Source organism: Kribbella sp. NBC_00482 (assembly GCF_036013725.1).
In the GTDB taxonomy this organism is placed as follows: domain Bacteria; phylum Actinomycetota; class Actinomycetes; order Propionibacteriales; family Kribbellaceae; genus Kribbella.
This window is the reverse complement of the sequence record NZ_CP107881.1, coordinates 4,968,388-4,989,120: the sequence shown is the minus strand read 5'-3', so window position 1 is coordinate 4,989,120 and position 20,733 is coordinate 4,968,388. Positions and strand designations below refer to the sequence as shown.

24 protein-coding genes are annotated in these 20,733 nt (G+C 68.2%); 5 read left to right on the top strand and 19 right to left on the bottom strand.

Features of this window, described 5'->3' with window-relative positions; genetic code table 11:
- Positions 1-26: 26 nt before the first annotated feature.
- The 5 genes from OHB24_RS24490 to OHB24_RS24470 form a co-directional block, all read right to left on the bottom strand.
- Positions 27-1,121 carry a PP2C family protein-serine/threonine phosphatase gene (locus tag OHB24_RS24490; RefSeq protein ID WP_327633169.1) on the bottom strand — a complete coding sequence of 365 codons (1,095 nt, stop codon included), beginning with the start codon at positions 1,119-1,121 and terminating at the stop codon, positions 27-29.
- Positions 1,122-1,184: 63 nt separating this feature from the next.
- Positions 1,185-2,012 carry an Fpg/Nei family DNA glycosylase gene (locus OHB24_RS24485; protein ID WP_327633168.1) on the bottom strand — a complete coding sequence of 276 codons (828 nt, stop codon included), beginning with the start codon at positions 2,010-2,012 and terminating at the stop codon, positions 1,185-1,187.
- A 156-nt stretch (positions 2,013-2,168) separates the two neighbouring features.
- The gene (locus tag OHB24_RS24480; RefSeq protein ID WP_327633167.1) at positions 2,169-2,636 is read right to left on the bottom strand and encodes a ribose-5-phosphate isomerase; all 468 of its coding nucleotides are present in this window, start codon (positions 2,634-2,636) and stop codon (positions 2,169-2,171) included.
- A 10-nt stretch (positions 2,637-2,646) separates the two neighbouring features.
- A complete protein-coding gene (locus OHB24_RS24475) occupies positions 2,647-3,414 on the bottom strand; it encodes a hypothetical protein (RefSeq protein WP_327633166.1) in 768 nt (255 codons plus the stop codon).
- Between the two features lie 81 nt (positions 3,415-3,495).
- On the bottom strand, positions 3,496-4,092 hold the full coding sequence (locus OHB24_RS24470; protein WP_327633165.1) for a mycothiol-dependent nitroreductase Rv2466c family protein: 597 nt from the start codon (positions 4,090-4,092) through the stop codon (positions 3,496-3,498).
- A gap of 111 nt (positions 4,093-4,203) precedes the next feature.
- Between OHB24_RS24470 and pepN the strand changes: the two genes are divergently transcribed.
- From pepN to OHB24_RS24455, 3 genes are all read left to right on the top strand, one after another.
- Entirely contained in the window at positions 4,204-6,777 is a 2,574-nt protein-coding gene (gene pepN, locus OHB24_RS24465; RefSeq protein WP_327633164.1) for an aminopeptidase N, read from the top strand.
- A gap of 79 nt (positions 6,778-6,856) precedes the next feature.
- Complete coding sequence (locus OHB24_RS24460) at positions 6,857-7,387, top strand: hypothetical protein (RefSeq protein ID WP_327633163.1); 531 nt, start codon at positions 6,857-6,859, stop codon at positions 7,385-7,387.
- Positions 7,388-7,715: 328 nt separating this feature from the next.
- Positions 7,716-8,267, top strand: coding sequence for a hypothetical protein (locus OHB24_RS24455; protein WP_327633162.1), 552 nt, complete (start codon positions 7,716-7,718; stop codon positions 8,265-8,267).
- On the opposite strand, the gene OHB24_RS24450 is transcribed toward OHB24_RS24455, so the two are convergent.
- From OHB24_RS24450 to OHB24_RS24420, 7 genes are all read right to left on the bottom strand, one after another.
- Positions 8,249-8,830, bottom strand: coding sequence for a GNAT family N-acetyltransferase (locus tag OHB24_RS24450; RefSeq protein WP_327633161.1), 582 nt, complete (start codon positions 8,828-8,830; stop codon positions 8,249-8,251). The genes OHB24_RS24455 and OHB24_RS24450 overlap by 19 nt on opposite strands.
- Position 8,831: 1 nt before the next feature.
- A complete protein-coding gene (locus OHB24_RS24445; protein WP_327633160.1) occupies positions 8,832-9,233 on the bottom strand; it encodes a DUF5130 family protein in 402 nt (133 codons plus the stop codon).
- Positions 9,220-9,510 (bottom strand): aa3-type cytochrome oxidase subunit CtaJ, encoded by a 291-nt coding sequence (gene ctaJ, locus OHB24_RS24440; RefSeq protein ID WP_327633159.1) that lies wholly within the window; start codon positions 9,508-9,510, stop codon positions 9,220-9,222. Before ctaJ ends, OHB24_RS24445 begins: the two co-directional genes overlap by 14 nt.
- 151 nt (positions 9,511-9,661) lie before the next feature.
- Entirely contained in the window at positions 9,662-10,165 is a 504-nt protein-coding gene (locus tag OHB24_RS24435; RefSeq protein WP_327633158.1) for a hypothetical protein, read from the bottom strand.
- Between the two features lie 81 nt (positions 10,166-10,246).
- Positions 10,247-10,846, bottom strand: coding sequence for a lytic polysaccharide monooxygenase auxiliary activity family 9 protein (locus tag OHB24_RS24430; RefSeq protein ID WP_327633157.1), 600 nt, complete (start codon positions 10,844-10,846; stop codon positions 10,247-10,249).
- Between the two features lie 117 nt (positions 10,847-10,963).
- The gene (gene malQ / locus OHB24_RS24425; protein ID WP_327633156.1) at positions 10,964-13,081 is read right to left on the bottom strand and encodes a 4-alpha-glucanotransferase; all 2,118 of its coding nucleotides are present in this window, start codon (positions 13,079-13,081) and stop codon (positions 10,964-10,966) included.
- Between the two features lie 53 nt (positions 13,082-13,134).
- Positions 13,135-14,139 (bottom strand): hypothetical protein, encoded by a 1,005-nt coding sequence (locus OHB24_RS24420; RefSeq protein ID WP_327633155.1) that lies wholly within the window; start codon positions 14,137-14,139, stop codon positions 13,135-13,137.
- Positions 14,140-14,243: 104 nt separating this feature from the next.
- Between OHB24_RS24420 and OHB24_RS24415 the strand changes: the two genes are divergently transcribed.
- On the top strand, positions 14,244-14,972 hold the full coding sequence (locus tag OHB24_RS24415; RefSeq protein ID WP_327633154.1) for a mechanosensitive ion channel family protein: 729 nt from the start codon (positions 14,244-14,246) through the stop codon (positions 14,970-14,972).
- Here the strand turns inward: OHB24_RS24415 and OHB24_RS24410 are convergent.
- Together OHB24_RS24410 and OHB24_RS24405 are read right to left on the bottom strand one after the other, a co-directional pair.
- The gene (locus tag OHB24_RS24410; RefSeq protein ID WP_327633153.1) at positions 14,920-15,615 is read right to left on the bottom strand and encodes a GNAT family N-acetyltransferase; all 696 of its coding nucleotides are present in this window, start codon (positions 15,613-15,615) and stop codon (positions 14,920-14,922) included. The genes OHB24_RS24415 and OHB24_RS24410 overlap by 53 nt on opposite strands.
- A gap of 62 nt (positions 15,616-15,677) precedes the next feature.
- A complete protein-coding gene (locus tag OHB24_RS24405) occupies positions 15,678-16,550 on the bottom strand; it encodes a helix-turn-helix transcriptional regulator (RefSeq protein ID WP_327633152.1) in 873 nt (290 codons plus the stop codon).
- Between the two features lie 211 nt (positions 16,551-16,761).
- Here OHB24_RS24405 and OHB24_RS24400 point away from each other — a divergent pair, with 211 nt between their 5' ends.
- Complete coding sequence (locus tag OHB24_RS24400; protein WP_327633150.1) at positions 16,762-17,979, top strand: multidrug effflux MFS transporter; 1,218 nt, start codon at positions 16,762-16,764, stop codon at positions 17,977-17,979.
- 8 nt (positions 17,980-17,987) lie between these two features.
- Here the strand turns inward: OHB24_RS24400 and OHB24_RS24395 are convergent, their stop codons facing one another.
- The 5 genes from OHB24_RS24395 to OHB24_RS24375 form a co-directional block, all read right to left on the bottom strand.
- A complete protein-coding gene (locus OHB24_RS24395) occupies positions 17,988-18,302 on the bottom strand; it encodes a MerR family transcriptional regulator (RefSeq protein WP_327633148.1) in 315 nt (104 codons plus the stop codon).
- Between the two features lie 609 nt (positions 18,303-18,911).
- Positions 18,912-19,343, bottom strand: coding sequence for an OsmC family peroxiredoxin (locus tag OHB24_RS24390; protein ID WP_130381255.1), 432 nt, complete (start codon positions 19,341-19,343; stop codon positions 18,912-18,914).
- Between the two features lie 23 nt (positions 19,344-19,366).
- On the bottom strand, positions 19,367-19,786 hold the full coding sequence (locus tag OHB24_RS24385) for a globin (protein WP_327633146.1): 420 nt from the start codon (positions 19,784-19,786) through the stop codon (positions 19,367-19,369).
- Positions 19,787-19,801: 15 nt separating this feature from the next.
- Positions 19,802-20,218 carry an acyl-CoA thioesterase gene (locus OHB24_RS24380; RefSeq protein WP_327633145.1) on the bottom strand — a complete coding sequence of 139 codons (417 nt, stop codon included), beginning with the start codon at positions 20,216-20,218 and terminating at the stop codon, positions 19,802-19,804.
- Positions 20,218-20,643 carry an acyl-CoA thioesterase gene (locus OHB24_RS24375; RefSeq protein WP_238151065.1) on the bottom strand — a complete coding sequence of 142 codons (426 nt, stop codon included), beginning with the start codon at positions 20,641-20,643 and terminating at the stop codon, positions 20,218-20,220. The genes OHB24_RS24380 and OHB24_RS24375 overlap by 1 nt, the downstream gene beginning before the upstream one ends.
- Positions 20,644-20,733 lie beyond the last annotated feature (90 nt).

Here is a 20,733-nt window from a genome sequence, read left to right as displayed (position 1 = left end):
GTCCCTTGCGGAGTTATCCACAGACGTCAGGCATGAGCCAGTCGGTGGAGGATGACGATCGCCGAGTCGTCGCCCGGCCCGCCGGCAGACGCGACCAGTTCCGCGGCTGCTCCCAGGAACGCCTGCCCTACCAGGCGTTCCGCGAATCCCGCCAGTCGGTCCGTGCCGCGGCCGATGTCCTGGCGCGGCGTCTCGACCATCCCGTCGCTGTAAAGGAACAACGCGTCGCCGAGCTTCAGCACCCCGTGGTTCACCTCGAACTCCGGCGCCTCCACCAGCCCGAGCAGCGGCCCGTCCGCGTCCCGCGTCTGCCACCGCCCCGACCACGCGTCGAACTGGATCGCCGGCGGATGCCCGGCCGTCCGTACGTCGAAGTCGCCGGTCCGCAGATCCAAGACGACATGAACGACGGTCGCGAAGTCGTCGTCCCAGTCCTGCCGACGCAGATACCGGTTCGCGGCCGGCAGGAACTCCTCTACCGGTACGACGCCCAGCAGACCGCCGAACGCACCGGACAGCAACAGCGCCCGCGTCCCCGCGTCGATGCCCTTGCCGGAGACATCGACCAGCGCCACCTCGAGCAGGTCGCCGTGCATCGTCGACACCACGAAGTCGCCGGAGAACGACGACCCGCCGGCCGGCTGGATCGCGACCTCGACGCGCCAGCCCGACGGCAACGGCGGCATCTCCCCCTGGGCGGTGAGCGTTTCGCGCAACTCCATCAGCATCGACTCGCTCCGGGTGCCGGCTACACCCAGCCGGCTGCGCACCTTGGCACTGGTGATCATGATCCAGCCGACGGCCAGGACCACCAGGACGAAGCCGATCCGGGGCATCGTCAGTCCACGCGACAGGACGACGTACGCACCGAACGCCGTCGTGATCCCGGTCAGCGCCACCAGCTCGCCGAACTGCAGCAGAACACCGCCGACCACCAGCGGGACGATCAGGAACGACGCCGGTACCAGGGTCATCCAGACGTCGCTCGCGACGGAGATCACCAGCTGCACCAGCACCAGCGCGACGAACGCCACCCGGTGCGAACGGCGGGCGCGACGACCCAGCGCCTCGACCCGGCGGCCGATGCGTCGTGCCAGCGCGAGTCCGCCGCTCTTCCTCATGGTGTGAAGAACATAACGGTACCGATCGGTCCGCGCATCAATTCGCAACACAACTGATGGCAATCAGCTCTTGCGAGTGAGGCCGGTTCGTTGGCATTTGGGACACCAGAACAAGTTACGACCCGCGAGGATCTTCGTCCGGACGACTGACTGGCAGACGTAGCACCGTTGCCCTTGGCGCCGGTACACGTACACCTCACCACCATGGTCGTCCCGGCGCGGGTCACGCCCCATCGCCTCCGGAGTGTGGTCGTCGGCAACAGTGTCGATCCGGCCGGTCTCCACGCCGTACTTCATAAGGGCGAGCAGGTCGTTCCACATGCCCTGCCACTCGCGCTTCTTCACCACGTTGCCGGGCGTCATCGGGTTCAGCTTCGCCCGGAACAGCACCTCGGCGCGGTACACGTTGCCGACCCCACTCAGCACGTCCTGGTTCATCAGCAGCTGACCGATCGGCAGCTTGCTACGGTGGATGCGGTTCCATGCCAGGTCCGGATCCGCGTCATCGCGTAGCGGGTCCGGACCGAGCCGGCCGAGCAGCTTGTCGCGCTCCTCGTCGGTGATCACCTCGCACACGGTCGCGCCGCGCAGATCGGCGTACGACGTGGCGTTCTGCAGCCTGAGCCGGACCTGGCCGACGGGCAACGGCACCGGCGCCGGCCGGATGTCCATCTTCCCGATGAGCCCGAGATGGATGTGCAGCCAGCCGGCGCCCTCGAAGTCGGCGAGGAAGTGCTTGCCGTGGGCCTCGGTCTGCCGCAGCAGGTGCCCGTCGAGCAGCGCGGCACCCTCGGCGAACCGGCCCTGCGGGCTCGACGCCCGGACCGTGCGGCCACCGAACGCGTCCCAGACATCGTTCGCCAGCCGGTGCAGCGTATGACCTTCAGGCATGATTCCTTCTATGGGGACGACAGGTGGTTCCAAGGCACCCACTCCGGCAGTGGTCGGTACCGGCCGGAGTATGCGGGCGCGTGACGTGTCCCGGCCCCGTCAGCCCGTCGTACGGCGGCCGGTGTTGCCTAAGACCGACGCGGACGAGCACGACGATCAGGGCAGCGGCGGGAGCTCGCCGGTCGACTCGTAGGCGGACAGCATCTCGATCCGGCGCGTGTGCCGCTCTTCGCCGGAGTAGTCGGTCGCCAGGAACGTCTCGACGAACCCGGTGGCCTCCTCCTCGGAGTGCATCCGGGCGCCGACGCTGACCACGTTGGCGTTGTTGTGCTCGCGGCCGAGCCGTGCGGTGTCGGTGCTCCAGGCCAGCACCGCCCGGACCCCCTTCACCTTGTTCGCAGCGATCTGCTCGCCGTTGCCAGAGCCGCCGACCACGATGCCCAGACTGCCTGGCTCGTCGACCACCGCCTGCCCGGTACGCAGGCAGTACGGCGGGTAGTCGTCGACGGCGTCGTACACCGCAGGACCGTGGTCCACGACGTCGTGCCCGGCAGCGGTCAGGTGCTGCACCAGGTGGTTCTTCAGTTCGAAGCCGGCGTGGTCAGAGCCGATGTGCACTCGCATGGCCCGCAATCTACTGGTCAGCCGTCTGCACGCGTACGCCGCCCGGCACAGTCAGAGCCGCGGTCAGCTGCGTCACAGCGGCATAGGCCTGCTCGTACGGCGTACCGCTCGGGTGCAGCGTGAACACCGCGACGATGCTCCGGTCGTCCGCCCCGACCGTCCCGGTCGTATGCAGTGCGTCGTTGACCAGGTCCACCACGGACTGCGGCTTCGCCTTGTCGGACCGGTACCCGCTGGACCCGTTGAACCCGGACCAGCCCTGTTTGATGCTGTAGCCCGTCTCGAAGACCGATGCGATCCCGAAGTACTGGTCGAAGCCGTCGGTGCCGTGGCGGGTCGCCTGGTGCAGCTGTCCCATCACGTACTGGCGCACGGGCGGCGGAGCGTCCTCCAGCAGGTAGCGGTAGATCCGCACGGTGTCGGCGGCCGTGATCGCGACGTACCCCCAGAAGCCCGGGTGACTGGCCGGCGGGCCGGCTGTGTGCGTCAGACCGAGCCGCTTGACCATGCGATCGACAATGGCGGCACCGCCGAGCTGCTCCCAGTAGTGGCTCGCCGCGTCGTCGTCACTGCTCCGCAGCATGACACCGAGCCGCTCCCGGTCCGCGGCCGGTACGTCGTACTCCGGGCCGCGGTCCCAGAAGAAGTCGAGCGCGATCAGCAGCTTCACCACCGACGCCGACCGGAACTGCCGGTCGGCGTCCTGCTGGTGGACGAACTGCCCCGCCTCGCGATCGAACACGGCGATGCCGGCGGTCAGGGTCTGGGGCGAGGTCATCTGAAACCTACTCACAACTGGACGGATTCCTGAGTGAGCAACTTTCACCGACCGGGCGGCTCCAGTTCAACCCCTGAATCGTCAGTCGAAGATCGGGCCGCGGTCCCGGGTGCGCTTGATCTCGAAGAAGCCCTCGGTGCCGGCCACCAGGCGCACGCCGTCCCAGAGCTTGCCGGCCGCCTCGCCCTTGGGCGCCGGCGTCACCACCGGGCCGAAGAACGCGGTACCTTCCACCGAGATCACCGGCGTACCGACCTCCATGCCGACCTGGTCCATGCCGGCGTGGTGCGACTTCTTCAGCGCGTCGTCGTACCGGTCGGTGCCCGCGGCCTCGCGCAGCGACGCGGGCAGACCGACCTCCTCGAGCGCCTCGGTCAGTACGGCGTCGTCCTTGCCGCCACGACCCTCGTTGTGGATCCGGCGGCCCAGAGCGGTGTAGAGCGGCAGCAGGACCTCGTTGCCGTGCGCCTGCTCGGCGGCGATCAGCACTCGGGTACGACCGATCAAGCGCTCCCAGTTGGCGTCGTGCTCCATACGTTCTTCGTTCAGGACGGCGAGGCTCATCACGTGCCAGGTCGTCTTCACGTCGCGGACCTGCTCGACCTCGAGCATCCAGCGGGACGTCATCCAGGCCCAGGGGCAGGCCGGGTCGAACCAGAAATCTGCAGAGGCAGTCATATTCACCATCATACAAAGTTGAAGGAACGGTTATACCGACTCGGTATCCAATACCCAATGTCGGGGGGAAACCCGCATCCAAGGCGTGAGCCAGGTGCATAGGATGCCGATATGCCTGGAACCAACCTGACGCGCGACGAGGCGCGTTCCCGTGCGGGCGTGGTCAGTGACGTGAGCTACGCCATCGAGCTCGATCTGGCCAACGCCCCGAGTGGCGCCCCGACGTATCCGTCGGTGACCACCATCACGTTCGCCGCCACCGCCGGCGCGAGCACGTTCGCCGACCTGATCGCGGACAAGATCCGCGAGGTGACGCTGAACGGCGTCGCCCTCGATCCGGACGTGGTGTACGACGGCGCCCGCATCCAGCTCGACGGGCTGGCCGAGCGCAACGAGCTCACCGTGACGGCGGATTGTCTGTACTCACGGACCGGTGAAGGGCTGCACCGCTCGGTCGACCCAGCCGACAAGGAGACCTACCTCTACACGCAGTTCGAGGTGCCGGACGCCCGCCGGGTGTTCGCCACCTTCGAGCAGCCCGACCTCAAGGCCCCGTTCACCTTCACCGTTTCCGCACCGGCCCGCTGGGTCGTCATCTCGAACGCCCCGACGCCCGAGCCCACGCCGTACCAGGGCGAGAACGGCGAGGAGCTGGCCCGCTGGGAGTTCCCGCCGACCGAGCGGATCTCGACGTACATCACCGCGGTCGTCGCGGGTCCGTACCACGTCGTGACGGACGTGTACGAGGGTCCGCACGGCACGTACCCGTTGTCGCTGCTGTGCCGTCCGTCGCTGAAGTCGGCGCTGGACGTCGAGGACCTGTTCGAGGTCACCAAGCAGGGCTTCGCGCTGTTCGAGGAGGCGTTCGGTACGCCGTACCCGTTCCACAAGTACGACCAGGCCTTCGTGCCGGAGTACAACATGGGCGCGATGGAGAACGCGGGCTGCGTGACGCTGCGGGACGAGTACCTGTTCCGCAGCCGTACGACGCACGCGGAGCTGGAAGCCCGCGCCAACACCGTGCTGCACGAGCTGGCGCACATGTGGTTCGGCGACCTGGTGACGATGACCTGGTGGGACGACCTGTGGCTGAACGAGTCGTTCGCCGAGTGGGCCAGCCACTGGGCCCAGGTGGTCGCGACGACGAAGTACTCCGACGCGTGGACCACGTTCTGCAACGCCCGCAAGAACTGGGCGTACCGGCAGGACCAGCTGCCGTCGACGCACCCGATCGCGGCCGACATGATCGACTTCCACGCGGTCGAGGTGAACTTCGACGGCATCACCTACGCCAAGGGCGCGTCGACGCTGCGGCAGCTGGTCGCGTTCGTCGGTGAGGACACCTTCGTCACCGCGCTGAAGGAGTACTTCCACGACCACGCGTTCGGCAACACCGAGCTGACCGACCTGCTGAAGCCGCTGGAGAAGGCGTCCGGCCGCGACCTCGACGACTGGACCGAGCGGTGGCTGCGGACCGCCGGCGTGAACACGCTGCGCGCCGACTTCGCCGTCGACTCCGCCGGCGCCTTCACCTCCTTCGCGATCGAGCAGACCGCGACGGCCAAGTTCCCGGTCCTGCGGCCGCACCGGCTCGCAGTCGGCCTGTACCGGCGTACCGACGAGGGCCTGGTCCGGACCGAGCGGTTCGAGGTGGACATCGACGGGGCGCGGACCGAGCTCCCCGAGCTCACCGGCGCGACCCAGCCGGACCTGGTACTGCTGAACGACGACGACCTCACCTACGCGAAGATCCGGCTGGACGAGCGGTCGCGGGCCACGCTGGTGGAGTCGATCGACCAGCTCACCGAGTCGCTGCCGAGGGCGCTCGCCTGGGGCTCGGCGTGGGACATGACCCGGGACGCGGAGATGCCGGCCAGCCAGTACGTCGGCATCGTGCTGCGCGGCATCCGGGCCGAGACCGACCTGACCGGCGTCCGCTCCCTGCTCAACCAGGCGAGCAGCGCGATCAACCAGTACGCCGCCCCGCCGAACCGGCCCGCCCTGCGCGCGCAGTTCGAGACGGAGCTGGCCGGTCTGGTAGCCGGCTCGGAGCCGGGCAGCGACCACCAGCTCGCCTTCGTCCGGGCCTACAGCTCGGCGGTGTTCTCGGACGCCGGCGCCGACCGGCTCGCCGGGTGGCTGGACGGACGCGACCTGCCGGAGGGTCTGGTCGTCGACACGGACCTGCGCTGGACGCTGATCGTGGCGCTGTCCCGGCTCGGCCGCATCGGTGCGGACGAGATCGACGACGAGCTCACCCGCGACACCACGATCACCGGTCAGGAGCGGGCCGCGCAGGCCCGTGCCGCCCGGCCGACCGTGGAGGCGAAGGAAGAGGCCTGGCGGATCGCCGTCGAGTCCGAGGACACCCCGAACGAGACCCAGTTCCGGACCATCCTCGGCTTCCAGCAGCCTGGCCAGGAGGACCTGCTGCGGCCGTACGTCGACAAGTACCTGAACGCGGCCAAGGACGTCTACACCCGCCTGGGCTCGTCGATGGGCGAGAACGTGCTGGTCTACCTGTCGCCGCGGCATCTGGCCGACCAGGCGGCGCTGGACGCGCTGACCGGCTGGCTGGCCGTGGAGTCGTCGTCCGTCGACGCTCCGACGCTCCGGTACGTCACCGAGGCCCAGGCGGACCTGACCCGCGCGATCGCCGCGCAGGCGCAGGACGACGTCGCCTGAACGACGTTCTGACAGGGCCGGTCTCCTACGGGGACCGGCCCTGTCGCGTTGAACCTCGCTGTGCGGTAAGACTGGACCGGTGCCCGCCTCTGACCCCGCCCTGGCCGGTGCGGCAGCTGTTGCGCTGACCGGACTCGCAGACGCGTACCGACCCCGCCCCATCACCCCACTGATGCCCTGGCGCTACGCCAACCGCCTCGTCAAGCCGTACGTCGTCACTGCGCGCGGACGGCAGTGGGACGACCAGATGGTCGACATGGCCCGCGCCACCGCCACGCGTCAGCTCGAGTTCGACGACGCGATGGGGTCCGTCGGACTCGGCGTCGTCGTACTGCACCTCGGCGACGACGGCATCTACCTGGTGGTGCAGAGCTGGGCGAAGGACTTCCAGTCCCGCCTCAGCATCTTCAGCGGCATGGATGTCGACGACCTCCGACCGGCACCGATCGGCGCAGCTCCGTGCGTGTGGGAGTTGGAGGTCCTCAGCCACGAACGCACGTCGTACGTGAACCACATCCTCTCCGGCGATGTCGACGTCGATTCCTGGCTCGACGACGCGCTGGACACACGCCCCAAGCCGCACCCCAACGGCATCCCCTCCGGCACCTAGGGTCGACAGCCGACTGCATTCAGTGAGGGTCAAACGATTGCTCGTCGGCGGACTGTGAGGGGGCGTGTGCGGTGCGCGATTCCCTTGTGGAGAAAGAGATTCTCGCCACCTGAGAGACGCTCACTTACTCAGTGGTTCGGTTTAAGCTTCACCGGATGTATCCATCCAGGGTGTCTGGGGAGGGGCCCTTGCCGTGACACGCGTCGACCACCGCAAGCCACCCGCTCGGGCTGCCCGCAGGCAGCAGCGGCCCGCAGCTAGGCGGAGCTCGCCCGAGGCACGCCCCCGGAAGGCACAGCGTTCGCACAGTGCCATCGGAGCGGCGATCGTGGCCAGCCTGGCGATGGTCGCGGTGTTCGCGTTCATCCTCACCAGGGGTACGGCGTCGGATACGCCGGCCGACGGCCTGCGGATGGGGTCGGGCACCGACAACGGCGCCGCAGCACCGGCCGAGCCGACCGCCAGCGCCACCGGGAGCGCCACTAAGGCGGACCGGAAGCCGCCGGTGTCCGCCGTGGCGCCGAAACCGACGGTGAAGGCTCAGACGACCACACCGCCGGCCGTGAACACCGGTCCGACCTCACCGAAGTTCAAGCAAGGCCAGTGGATCGCGACACTGGACAAGTACCCGGCCGACGCGGGTCAGATGGCCAAGGACACCGCCACCAAGATCACGCGGGCCGGGATCCCGGCGAAGGCCATGCTGGTCGACGGCCAGTACCCGGGCATCACCAACAGCTCGCTGGCACCGGTCACCGGCACCTGGGTGGTGTACCTCGGCCCGGGCACGTCCTCGGAGCAGATCCTCAACCTGTGCCTGGACCCGCGCACGCAGGCGGCGTACCCGAGCCCCTGCCCGACCTACGAACCAGCAGGCTGAGGCCCTGCGTCTGTCGCCAGGCGGGCGTGCAGGTGCGAGTCGTGGCGCTGCCCTGTCGGCTCGACGTAGTAGTCGCGCATCACGCCTTCGAGCTGGAAGCCGGCGCGTAGTGCGACGTGACACGACCCCTCATTGACCATCGAGTGGTCGAGCGAGATGCGGTGCAGCCGGAGCCCGTCGGTCGCGAAGCCCCACCGTGCGGCCGCATCGAGCACACGAGCGCCCAGCCGGCGGCCACGGGCCACCGGGCTGACCCAGTACGCCGCAACGGCCTGGTCGGGCACCCGGTGGACGTCCCGGAGTGCGACATTGCCGATCACCTGGTCGGTCTCGCTGTCCGCGACCGCGAAGACGGCGTTGCCGCGCGCCCAGCCGTCGATGCGCGGCTCCAGCCAGCGGCGGGCGCGCTTGTCGGCAGGTGAGCTGATCACTGCTGTACCCGCGGTCCAGCGCAGGATCCCGGGGTCCTGCAGGGCCAGCGCCACCGCGGGCTCGTCGGACTCGACGAACGGGCGGAGTACTACGTCGCCCAGGTCGATGCGGTGTGGCTGCAGTGCGGCCACGTCAGAGCTTGTGCGCCTCGTCGTTGGCGTGCAGCATCGGCGCCTGGTGCGCGTGCGTACCCAGCTGCTGTACGCCGGTGACCAGACCGCCGGTCAGGTCGCCGGTGGCGAACGACGTCTGCATCGTCAGCGCGGCCAGACCCGCGGAGGAGTCCGACAGCTGCCGCTTGGCCTGCTCGCCGGTGACGATCTCGAGACGCCGGCCGGCCGGGTCGACGTACACCAGGACCGTGCGGTCCGGGTCGTCCAGCTCGTTCAGCAGCTCGATGGCGAACGGACGGGTCTCCGAGTCCGCGCCACCGACGTACACCGAGAAGTGCAGGCCGGAGGTCTCCTCGGCGTACCGGACGGCTTTCTCGATGTCGTAGAGCTGGTCCGGGGTGAATGCGTCACCAGCTGGCACTTGCGCCTCCGAGCGTGCGGGCGACGCCGGTGGCGGCAGTCGCGGTGGCACCCGGCGCGCTGGTCAGCTCAGGCAGCTCGGGCAGGTTGGCCGGGTCCGGCTTGGTCGGCGTCGGTCCGTTGATCCAGACCGGCGGAGCCCACCAGGACAGGCCCGGGCGGTACCGCGGCCCGTTCGCGATCGACGACGCGAACACCAGCAGCGCCAGCACGGCGATGACCAGCACAGGAATCCCGACGAACACCAGCAACGAGTGCCCGGACAATTCGACAATCACGGCCTGAAGCCTAGTACCTCCCGTACGGGAGAGGCCTACACCCCTCCCGTACAGGTTCCAGGACAGCCGTCAGCAGCCACCGCAGTCCTCCTCAGCAGCCACCGCAGTTCTCCTCCACAACCCGCGCGAAGCGCGGTGCTTGTGGTTCTTGTCAGCAACCACCGCAGTTGTAGTAGGTGATGTCCCAGTGGTTGCCTTCGTCGGCGTAGATGTTGCCGGCGCCGGAGCGCCACTGGGCGGCGCCGTCACCGCGGTCGGCGATCCGGGTGAAGGTGTTGTGGATGTAGTTGCCGACACACGTGTACTTCGAGATGTCGACCTTGTACCCGTTCCGGTGGCTGTACGTGCCGCTGGCGTGCCCGACCTCGGTGCCGCCGGTGATGTTCACCGCACATCCACTCGCCTGCTTCAGCGTCCGCACGCCGTAGACGGTCGAGTCGTTGATGTTGGTGAACGACGTACAGGTCGAGTTGTTCCAGTCGGAGCAGTTACCGCTGGACGACCACGTGATGCCGGCTGCGCTGAAGATCGCGGTCGCCTGCGAGTGCGTCAGTTTGGTCAGGGCGGACGCCTGCTCGACTGCCACCACTCCGGGCAGCAGGCCGACGAGCACAGCGACGAGAGGTACGACGACACGACGGAGCAATGACTTCATGGGGACACTCCTTGAAATATGGGGCGGTTATTTCAAGGAGTGCACTGCCCAGGAAAGTTATTGGCGAAACCTCAGGTTGAATCAGAAATTAACATCCGAACACTGGTAGAAGGCGTTTGCGGTGTCGGCGATCGTCCAGACCGCGAGGATCATGTGCCGTCCGGACCGACCGGTCGGGATCGTGCCCGGATGTGCCACGTCACTCGGCGGCCGGGCGCCGTTCAGGTCGACGGTGAGGAACGGATTCAGGTCGAGTGCGGACCGGGTCAGCGGCTGCGTCGGATCCCAGCCCTGCTTGGTCATGTAGTACTTGAAGTCGGTGGTCGAGTGCGCCGCGGTCAGATGCCAGGAGAACGTGAACCCCTGGCCACCTTGGAGTTGCGTAGCCGGCCAGGTCCCGCCGCGCTGGTCGTCGAGCTCGGCGAACTGACCGAGCCCTGCCGAGCAGAGCTTCCCGTCCGCGGGACCGCTCTGCGGAAATCCCTTGGGGCCTTCGACGCTCTGCGGCTCCCATTGGATCTGCCCGCAGTTCGTGACGACCCCGTCCTGACAGTTCTTCGCCCGGCTGACCGGCCCGGTGCTGTACCCGTGGCCGTAGGCGAGCGGAACCGACGTACACACCGTCAGGGCGAATGCTCCGACGGCAATTCCGGCCATACTGAGTTTCCGATTTCGCAGCATGCGAACTCCTGCACTGTTGGGGCGGTGGACAGTGAAGGAAGGGCGCCTCTCCTGCTCAATAGAAAACAACCGTTCAAATCTATTGTCAACGGTTCGTGAGCAGGTGAATACAGAAAGCTAGATACTGAGCGAGCCGATCAAGCGGCGGAGACGCTGGTTGTTCGGCAGGTCCTCGACCAGCACGGGCTGACCCTCCGGGCCGCCGAGCGGCACCCGCCAGTTCGGGTACTCGTCCGTGGTGCCGGGCTGGTTCTGGGTACGGCGTTCCCCGACGGCATCCGTCAGCGCGACGCCGACGAGCTTGGCCGGCGTATGGGCGACGTACCGGTGCATGGCCTCGACGATCCGCGCTACTTCGCCGTCCGTGTTGCTGAGCAGGTGACGTTCGCGGAGCGCGTTGAGCCACGCATCGCGGTCCGCCTCGTCGAGAGCGAGCTCCTCGTCCACGGGGCGAGTCAACAGACCAAGGCGGTTCCGCAGCTCCACGTGGTCGCCAGCGAGGTACCCAGCCGTCGGCGGCAGGTCGTGGGTCGTGACGGTCGCCAGGCAGAGCTCCCGCCACCGCTCCGGTGCCAGCGGCTTCCCGTTGGCATCCCGCTCGAACCACAGCACCGACGTACCGAGAATGCCGCGTTCTGTCAGGTAGTCGCGCACCCAGGGCTCTACGGTCCCCAGGTCCTCGCCGATCACCGTCACACCAGAACGCTGCGCCTCCAGCACCAGGATGCCCACCAGCGCCTCATGGTCGTACCGCACGTAGGTGCCCTCGGTAGGCCGCTCCGGCGAGGTCACCCACCACAGCCGGAACATGCCGAGGATGTGGTCGATCCGCAGCCCGCCGCCGTGCCGCATCACCGCACGCACCAGGTCCCGCCAAGCTGCGTACCCGGTCTCGGCCAGCGCGTTGGGCCGCCACGGCGGCTGCGACCAGTCCTGACCCTGCTGGTTGAACGCGTCCGGTGGTGCACCCACGTGGATGTTCTGCGCCAGCACGTTCTGCAGCGCCCACGCGTCCGCCCCGTCCGGATGCACACCGACGGCCAGGTCGTGTACGACGCCCAGCGACATGCCGGCCGCCTTCGCACGGGCCTGTGTCCGCGCCAGCTGCTCGTCGAGCTGCCACTGGAGCCAGCAGTGGAACTCCACCGCATCCGGGTTCTCATTGCGGAAGGCAACAACCTCCGGTGAGGTCGGCTCCTGCAGCTCCTCGGGCCACTTGCTCCACTCCGGCCCGTGCACGTCGGCGATCGCGGCCCAGGTGGCGAAGTCGATCAGCCCCTGGCTCTCCCGGTCGCAGTACGCGCCGTACTCCGCGATCCGCCCGACCGACGGCTGCACACGGAACAGCACCTGCAGTGCCTCGCGCTTCGCCGCCCACACCGTGTCCCGGTCGAGCGCTGTCGAGTCCTCGCTGAGCGCCCGCGCCTGCAGCGCCAGTGTCCGGACCCGGTCCCGTTCCGCCGGGGCCAGGTCGCCGTACTCATCGATGTCCTCGATCCGCAGGTAGATCGGGTTCGCGAACCGTCGCGACGCCGGCAGGTACGGCGAGGGCTCCATGCGGCCCGCCAGCTCCGCAGCGTGCAGCGGGTTCACCAGTACGAAGCCGGCGCCCAGGTCGTGCGCCGACCACGCGGCCAGGTCGGCCAGGTCATGCAGGTCACCGATGCCCCAGGAGCGCCGGGAGCGAACGGAGTACAGCTGCAGCACCCAGCCCCACGTCCGGTGCAGGTTCTCCGGCTCCAGCTTCGTCGGCGTCACGATCAGCGTGCTGACCGAGATCTCCGGGTTGGTGCCGATGCGCGCGCACAGGCGGTGGTACCCGAGCGGCAGGTCTCCCGGCAGCTGGAACGTCGCCTCACCGACCTGTACGCCGTCGATCCACTCCGGCTCGACCAGGTGGTCCTGCTGCGGGATGTCCCGTCGCTGACCGCCGTCCTCGAGGTCGACCCACACCTCCGCCGACGACCCGTGCGGCAGGTGTACGGCGAACCAGGGGGTCCAGCCCTCCCGCATCACCACGGTGCCGGGCAGCGTACGACGCCAGCGCGTCTGCTGGTGCTCTGCCAGAGCCAGGGCCGCCTTCTCCGGGGTCGACGCGTCCACACCGAGTGCTGCGAGTACGTCGGCCACGACCTCGCTGGAGACGATCACATGCTCGCCCTGCCAGTTCCAATACTCCGTCGCCACGCCATGGGCAACCGCTAGCTCGACAAGGGCCGGAGTAGGAGCTGTCACCCCAGCGAGTCTGCCGCATCAACCGCACCAACGGCCAAACGGCGCGCGTTGCGTTACTCGTTAGAGCGGCGGCGGCTCAGCATCAGGACGGCGAGCAGGAGGACTGCGCTGGCTACGACGAGGCCGATGGCCACGCCGGCCAGGTTGTCGGTCAGCTGGTAGAGGGCGGTCGGCCAGATGACCAGGAGGATCGAGCAGCCCACCACGGCGTACGCCGAACGCCGTGTCCGCCCGTACGCGACCAGCAGCGCCGCGGGTCCCGCCGTACCGACTGCCAGCGCCATGATCTCGCCGCGTTCCTGCACCAGCCAGCAGATCGATGAGCTGAACATCGCCGCTCCGGCCAGTGACCACGACGTCACCTGATCGCGCACCAGGCCGAGCATCGCGAACACGAACGCCACCAGGATGAAACCGGTCCCGGCGATCCCCGCGCTGTTGGCGGCCGACCCGGTGTCCGGAGTGAGGACATCTGCCGTGATCACCAACACACCGACGGCCAAGATCCCGAATGTTGCCACCAGCAACGACGGCTCCTTGAGCCACCACAACCCGCCGGCCGCCAGCGCCAGCGCGACCGCCACCCCGACGACCCGTCCGGCCTCCCCCTCGACCGCGACGAACGTCGCGAACCCGGCCACGCAACACCCCAGGGCCGCGAGCGCCGAACTCAACTGTTCCCGACGCCGCAGCAGCGCTAGGACCACTGCCGAACCGAGCAGGACGACCGCGGCCGCCGTACCGGTGGTGATCCGCGCGGCACGGCCCATTTCACCCCAGTTCGCCAAGGTCAGGAGCGCGACGGCACCGAGCAGCAGCGCCCCGCCGATGTAGCCGAGCACCTCGACCAGGGCACTGGTGTGGACCGGGGCCGGCTCCTCCTCCGCCTTGGCCGGCTCAGGACCGGCAGGCTCCTGCGGCGAGAGCGGCCGGCCCGGGTCGGCGAGCGCTGCGTCGATCTCCGCGTCAGCGGCGTCCCGGATCGAGTCGGCCTGGTACTGGCGCAGCACACCAGCGCTCACGAGCCTGGAAAGCTCGTCGTCCAGCCGGCTCGACATGCGATCGCGTCTCCTTGTCAGCCCTACTAACATCAGGCGGCGAGATGCCTATTCTGACCAGCTACCTTGTGTCCTTAGTCAGTCACCCCCTGTTTTCACCGTTGATGAGCCTTCCGGATGCCTTTCCGACGTTCTTCCGGACCGGCAACGACGGCAAGCTGGAGGTGACCGACCAGGTCGTGGTCGTGCCTGCCCGGATCGTCGGCCTGATCATCGGTTTCTTCGTGCTCCGCTGGGTGCTGCACAAGGTGATCCGGCGGTTCGCCCGGCGGACCGGGAACGGCGCTGTCGCGGGGGTGCTGTCGAAGTCCAGGATCGGTCAGGACTTCGTCGAGAACACGCTCGCGAGCGAGCGCCGCGCCCAGCGCGCCCAGACGATCGGCTCGCTCCTGAGCAGCATCGTGACGATCGTGCTGGCCGCCGTGCTGGTGGTGATGGTGCTGGCCGAGCTCGGGTTCAACATCATGCCGGTGATCGCGTCCGCGAGCATCATCGGCGTGGCCCTCGGGTTCGGCGCGCAGACGCTGGTGAAGGACTTCCTGGCCGGCGTGTTCATGATCTTCGAGGACCAGTACGGCGTCGGCGACCTGATCGACATGGAGAAGGCGACCGGCGTCGTGGTCGCGGTCGGCCTGCGGATCACCACCCTGCGCGGCGAGGACGGCACCACCTGGTACGTCCGCAACGGGGAGGTGCTCCGGGTCGGCAACCTGACCACCCGCGACCCGAACAGCTCCGCTTCCTCCGGCGTCGGCTCCGCCACCGAGAAGGAAGAGGACGTCAAGGTCGACGAAAGTGCGGCGAGTGGTACGCACGACGAAAGCCGAGGCTGAGGTACAGGCGCTCGGCGTCCGAACCCTCGACCACCTGCAAGGTCAGCCGCCCACCTGCCGCGTCCCGGCGCGCCTGCGCGAGCAGCCGCGTCGCCAGACCACGGCCGCGGTACTGCGGTTTGGTCGCGACCGCGTAGACGCCGGCGACCGTCCCGGTCCGCAGTACCAACGTGATCGAGGCAGGATCGCCGTCCACGCGGAGCAGGTAGAGGGACTGGTCGGGCTCCCGGTAGTTCTTCACGGCCTGCTCGACGAACATCTGCTGCCACCAGTCGTAGTCCGACTCCCCCACCTCGAGAAACGCCGCACTCTGCACCTCGGCGAACTCGACCGCGTCCGCCTCCGAGCCGATCGCCGCCACCGCCTCTCCAACGGCTGAACCCGCCGGCGCCTCCATATGCACCAACACCTCGGCTGCCTTGAACCCCGCCGCGGCCAACCGCTCCTCCCACCCGGCACCGCTGCCCGGCACCAACCGAACGGTCGAGACATCGGGCGGCAACGAAGCGTCCGGCGAGAGCGGTATCCACGCGGAGAACTCCTCCGACTCCCCCACCACCTCGATCGCGTCCGCGAACCGTCGTACCTGACCTCGATGGGCGGCAAGGAAAGCGAGGTGATTGTCGAGCAACGCATCAAGCATGCGAGCAGTCTCCTCGGCCCCACCGACAGATTTCACCTGCCGGATCAGGTCGTCGTTTCCGCTCAGTTTGCTGTCGGGGTTTGTGCTGGTACTGCCCAGGAGGCGAGCAGCTGGAGTCGTTCTGCGGACGGTGAGCCGGGTTCGGCGGTGTAGACCAGGAGCACCAGTCCCGGCTCGGCCGTGACGGCGAGCTCTTCGTAGACGAGCGTGAGTTCGCCGACGTCGGGGTGGTTGAACCGCTTGGTGCCGGATCCGTGGGTGCGGACGTTGTGGTCGGCCCAAAGGCGGCGGAAGACCTCGCTGCGGGTGGAGAGCTCGCCGACGAGGTCCTGGAGACCGCGGTCGTGCGGGTCACGGCCGGCTTCGGCGCGCATGATGCCGACGCACATCTGGGCGAACAGGTCCCAGTCGGGATAGAAGTCCCGGGAGGCGGGATCGAGGAACTGGAACCGGGCGAGGTTCGGTGTGCGTCCGCTGTCGCCGATCACCGGCGAGTAGAAGGCGCGGCCCATGGAGTTCGTGGCGAGCAGGTTCTGGTGCGGGTCGCGGACGAACGCGACGCCGTCCTTGATCGCGTCCAGCGCCCACTGCAGGCTGAGCCGCGACGCCGCCTTGCCCGCTGTCCGGCGGCGGGAACGGCCCGAGGTCGGGATGCCGTCAGCGGCCCGGGCGAGGTCGAACAGGTGAGCTCGTTCGGTCTCATCCAGTTGCAGCGCCCGCGCGAGGGCGTCCAGCACCCCGGTCGAGGCACCGGCGATCTGGCCTCGCTCCAGCCGGGCGTAGTACTCGACGCTCAGCCCGGCGATCGTCGCGACCTCGCTGCGCCGCAGACCGGGGACGCGCCGGGTACCGGTAGTCGGCAGTCCGGCCTGCTCGGGGGTGATCCGGGCGCGGCGGGTGGTGAGGAACTCGCGTACCTCCGAACGGTTGTCCACGGCTCCGACAGTAACCCGCCGGCACCGGTGACACGGGCCTGAAGGGTGCCCTGCCAGTACACCCATCGACGGTGACTTCTTCCCCGGCCGGCCGACGGCTTCACTGGAAATGTGCCCCGTTCGGGGGCCGCCGAGCCATGGACGAGCGGACCGCTACGAAGGTCCTGCTCACCGTCCAGCGCTGACACGATCCGCAATCTGAAGAGGCAAGATGCAACAGGCATCCCTGCTGAAAGCACGCGGCCAGGCTCAACTGACCGCCGGGCTGGTCGCGACCGTGGTGTTCTTGACTGCGATCGCACCGCTGGCCACCGATATGTACGTCCCGGCCTTCCCGCAGGTCGCCGGCGACCTGGCCGGCACCGCGACGCAAGTCCAGTTGACCTTGACAACGTTCTTCGTCGGCATGGCGCTCGGCCAGCTGATCGGCGGCCCGGTCTCGGACCAACGCGGCCGGCGGATCCCGTTGCTCGCGGCACTGCTGGCGATGACGGCGGCCTCGGTCGTGTGCGCGCTCGCGCCGACCATCGGGGTGATGACGGTGGCCCGGCTCGTCCAGGGATTCGCGGGCGGCTGGGCGATGGTGATCGGCCGGGCGATCATCGTCGACCTGGCCACCGGCGTACGGCTGGTCCGGGTCCTGAACGTCATCGCCGCGGTCGGCGGCATCGCCCCCATCGTCGGCCCGCTCCTCGGCGGACTCATCCTGCAACTGTCGCAGTGGCGGGTCTCGTTCTGGCTCGTCGCAGTGCTCGGTCTCGCGATGACGGTGGCGGCCCTGGTCGCCGTTCCCGAATCGCTCCCGCCCGAGCGCCGTCACGCCGGCGGCTTCGGCAACTTTCTCGCCGCCGGGCGCATCGTCCTGGGCAATCGGGAGTACGTCGGCTACCTGGTGGTCGCCGGCGCCGCGATGGGCGCGCTGTTCGCCTATGTCGCCACGTCCGCGTTCGTCCTGCAATCCATGAACGGGCTCTCGCCGATCGCGTACTCCATCGACTTCGCGGCCAACGCCACCGGGATGACCATCGCCGCGCTGATCGCGGCCCGGCTCGCTGGGCGGGTCTCCACCCGCAAGCTCATCCTGAGCGGCCAGATCGCTGCTCTGACGGCAGGAATCGCCATGCTGGCCGGCGCCCTGTGGCTCGGCACACCACTGCTTCTCGCGCTCGTGTGCTTCTTCGTCCTGATGACCGCACAGGGCCTCATGATCCCCAACGGCGGCGCCCTCGCCTCCGCCGCCGTCCCCGAACACCCCGGCACCGGATCCGCCGTGCAGGGCTTCGTCCAATGGGTCGCCGCCGGAACCATCGCACCGATCGCCGGGCTCGGCGGCGAACACACCGCCGTACCCATGGCGACCCTCATCGCCGCCGGCGCCGCCGTCTCCATGATCGGACTCCTGGTGCTGGCCAAGCCCACAGCGCCGTAGCCCGGTCGTTATGCCTGTTCGCCTCGCTGCTCGTTGATACGCAGGGCTTCGGCGAGCTGGTCTTCCAAGATGATGATCCGGCAGGCGGCCTCGAGGGCCGTCCCCTGGTCGACGAGTTCACGAGCGCGTGTGGCCAGGCGCAGCTGGTAGCGGGAGTACCGGCGGTGACCGCCGTCGGAGCGTTGCGGGGTGATCAGCTTCGCCTCGTCGAGGCTCCGCAGGAATCCCGGCGTGGTGCCCAGCATCTCCGCGGCCCTGCCCATCGTGAAGGCGGGGTAGTCGTCATCGTCGAAATTGGCCGTCCCGGCCGGGGTTGAGCTCATCGGGTCTCCGTGTACAGGTCTGGGGTCATCGCACCTCCATGCCGAAGGCCCCGGTGCCGAAGCACCGGGGCCCAGGGGTTGTTGGATTGTCACCATCTACCGGCCGCGAGGCCGGCCTTGCATGTCCGCAGCGCGCCACGTGAAGGCCATCACTGCGGGGATCGCTGAATGCGTAACCGAAGACCACCTTCCCATCCGATGGAACTACGGCACCCGCCCGGCGAAGTACTGGCACTGGCGGGCGATCCGACGGCGTAATCCGTTCCCTTCTCTCTCTCGAACAACAGCTACCTACTGCGACTTCAACTGCGACTTCGATTCGTCAAGCCTGGAACCCCGCTCGACCACTGGCTCCACAGACTCTGACGTGGCGTGAAACCCGAGCCCCTTCACTGATCGGCCCGGCGGAGTCCGCCGTCGTACCTACTTCACGATCTTGGACAGAACGTTAGCTGTCCGCGTCAGCTTCGCTGTTCTTCTCTGTCGACACGAGGAACATTACACAGCTCCAACCCCAATGTCTACTCTCGCCACGATAGATATCTTCGGCTGAAACGAACAGCGTCCGGCGAGCCGTGACGGCTCGCCGGACGCTGTGGTGTTCGGGTTTCAGGCGGTGAAGGTGACGTCCAGGGTGATGGTCGTCCCGGTCAGGGCCTGAGAGACCGGGCAGTTCTTCTTCGCGCCCTCGGCGAACTCGGCGAACTCGTCGGCGGTCAGGCCGGGGACGTTGCCGTTCACGGACAGCTTGATGCCGGTGATGCCCTCGCCGGGCTGGAAGGTCACGTCGGCCTGGGTGTCCAGCGACGCCGGCGGGTTGCCGGCCTGCGCGAGCGCGTGCGACAGCGCCATCGAGAAGCACGCCGAGTGTGCGGCGCCGAGCAGCTCCTCGGGGCTGGTCCGGCCGCTGGCCTCCGGTTCGGTGCGCGCGGCCCAGGTCACGTCGAAGGAGCCGAGACCGGACGACTCCAGGTTGACCTGACCGCCGCCCTCCAGCAGCGAGCCTTCCCAGTGGGCCTTGGCGGTACGGGTAGCAGCCATGCTCGTGTTTCTCCTTAGAAGATTCAGCGGCCGGACACGTCGATCGCGCCCGGGTACTGCGGTTCGTCGGTGTTCACCATGCTGTGCGCGGCCATCACCATGTAGCGCCAGATCTCCTCGTCCCGCTCCGGGGACAGGGCGAGCTCGTCGAGCGCGGCGCGCATGTGGCCGAGCCAGCGGTCCCGGGCGGTCGGGGTGACGGCGAACGGGGCGTGCCGCATCCGCAGCCTGGGGTGCCCACGCTGCTCGGAGTACGTCTTGGGGCCGCCCCAGTACTGCTCCAGGAACATCCGGAAGCGCACCTCGGCCGGACCGAGGTCCTCCTCCGGGTACATCGCCCGCAGCTCCGGGTCGGCGGCAACACCGCGATAGAACGCTGCCACCAATCGGTGGAAGGTGTCCGCCCCACCGACGGCGTCGTAGAAGCTCTGCTGCTCAGTCATGTCCGCTCTAGTCTCTCAAGGCGTCACAACGTGCTTGAGCAGGGCTGTCCGTTCGGCGTCTCCGAGGGGTCGTTTCGCGTGCGTCGTGCCGTCCACGGCGACGATCACCGACTCCGCCTTGGCGTACACGTCCTCCGACTCGCCACTGCGGTCGACGATCCGCGAGCCGAGCGTGTACGACGACGTACCGACGGACGCGATCCACACGTCCACGTCGTACGGCGGGTGCCGCAGCAGGATCGGCCGCAGGTAGTCGACGGTCTGGCTGACGAGGACGCACGGGTACTGCGCGAAGAAGTCGCCCGTGGTCTCCATCACCTGCCCGAGGAACGCGATCCGGGCCTCCTGCAGGTAGTCGAAGTACCGCACGTTGTTCACGTGGTCGTACGAGTCGATGTCCGACCACCTGACGAGGACGGGGTGTGTGTACATCAGGCGCCCACCAGCTTCTGCAGGGCCTCGCGCTCGACCGGGGTGATCCGGCGGAGGCGGTTGGCCGCGAAGTCGAACGGGACCAGCTTGGTCTTCGCCTCGACATAGGTACGGCGTTCCGGTTCGGCGTCGAGGATCTCGTAGTCGACCGTGAACGACGCGGCCCGGATCTCGCTGATCCAGAGCTCGATCCGCACCGGCTCGGGCCGGAAGTGCAGCGGCGCGCGGTACTGCACCTCGTGCCGGGCCACCAGCAGACCGGTCTCGAGGTTGTCGGCGCCGAGCTCCTTCGCGGTCCGGAACAGGAAATCGACGCGGGCGTCCTGGAGGTAGTCGACGTACCGGCCGTTGTTGACGTGTCCGAGCGCGTCCATGTCGCCCCAGCGCAACGGGCAGTGGTAGACGTGGCGGTTGTGATGATCCACACGACGATCATGTCATCCGGGGCACTACCCCGGTGACTGACCGTGGGTAATGTCATCTCCGGCAGACCAGTGCACCGATTGGAGTGGTGG

Coding starts and splice junctions, on each gene's coding strand:
- OHB24_RS24490 (WP_327633169.1), bottom strand. CDS start 1,121: ATGAGGAAGAGCGGCGGACTCGCGCTGGCACGACGCATCGGCCGCCGG.
- OHB24_RS24485 (WP_327633168.1), bottom strand. CDS start 2,012: ATGCCTGAAGGTCATACGCTGCACCGGCTGGCGAACGATGTCTGGGAC.
- OHB24_RS24480 (WP_327633167.1), bottom strand. CDS start 2,636: ATGCGAGTGCACATCGGCTCTGACCACGCCGGCTTCGAACTGAAGAAC.
- OHB24_RS24475 (WP_327633166.1), bottom strand. CDS start 3,414: ATGACCTCGCCCCAGACCCTGACCGCCGGCATCGCCGTGTTCGATCGC.
- OHB24_RS24470 (WP_327633165.1), bottom strand. CDS start 4,092: ATGACTGCCTCTGCAGATTTCTGGTTCGACCCGGCCTGCCCCTGGGCC.
- pepN (WP_327633164.1), top strand. CDS start 4,204: ATGCCTGGAACCAACCTGACGCGCGACGAGGCGCGTTCCCGTGCGGGC.
- OHB24_RS24435 (WP_327633158.1), bottom strand. CDS start 10,165: ATGAAGTCATTGCTCCGTCGTGTCGTCGTACCTCTCGTCGCTGTGCTC.
- OHB24_RS24430 (WP_327633157.1), bottom strand. CDS start 10,846: ATGCTGCGAAATCGGAAACTCAGTATGGCCGGAATTGCCGTCGGAGCA.
- OHB24_RS24420 (WP_327633155.1), bottom strand. CDS start 14,139: ATGTCGAGCCGGCTGGACGACGAGCTTTCCAGGCTCGTGAGCGCTGGT.
- OHB24_RS24415 (WP_327633154.1), top strand. CDS start 14,244: ATGAGCCTTCCGGATGCCTTTCCGACGTTCTTCCGGACCGGCAACGAC.
- OHB24_RS24410 (WP_327633153.1), bottom strand. CDS start 15,615: ATGCTTGATGCGTTGCTCGACAATCACCTCGCTTTCCTTGCCGCCCAT.
- OHB24_RS24400 (WP_327633150.1), top strand. CDS start 16,762: ATGCAACAGGCATCCCTGCTGAAAGCACGCGGCCAGGCTCAACTGACC.
- OHB24_RS24395 (WP_327633148.1), bottom strand. CDS start 18,302: ATGAGCTCAACCCCGGCCGGGACGGCCAATTTCGACGATGACGACTAC.
- OHB24_RS24390 (WP_130381255.1), bottom strand. CDS start 19,343: ATGGCTGCTACCCGTACCGCCAAGGCCCACTGGGAAGGCTCGCTGCTG.
- OHB24_RS24385 (WP_327633146.1), bottom strand. CDS start 19,786: ATGACTGAGCAGCAGAGCTTCTACGACGCCGTCGGTGGGGCGGACACC.
- OHB24_RS24380 (WP_327633145.1), bottom strand. CDS start 20,218: ATGTACACACACCCCGTCCTCGTCAGGTGGTCGGACATCGACTCGTAC.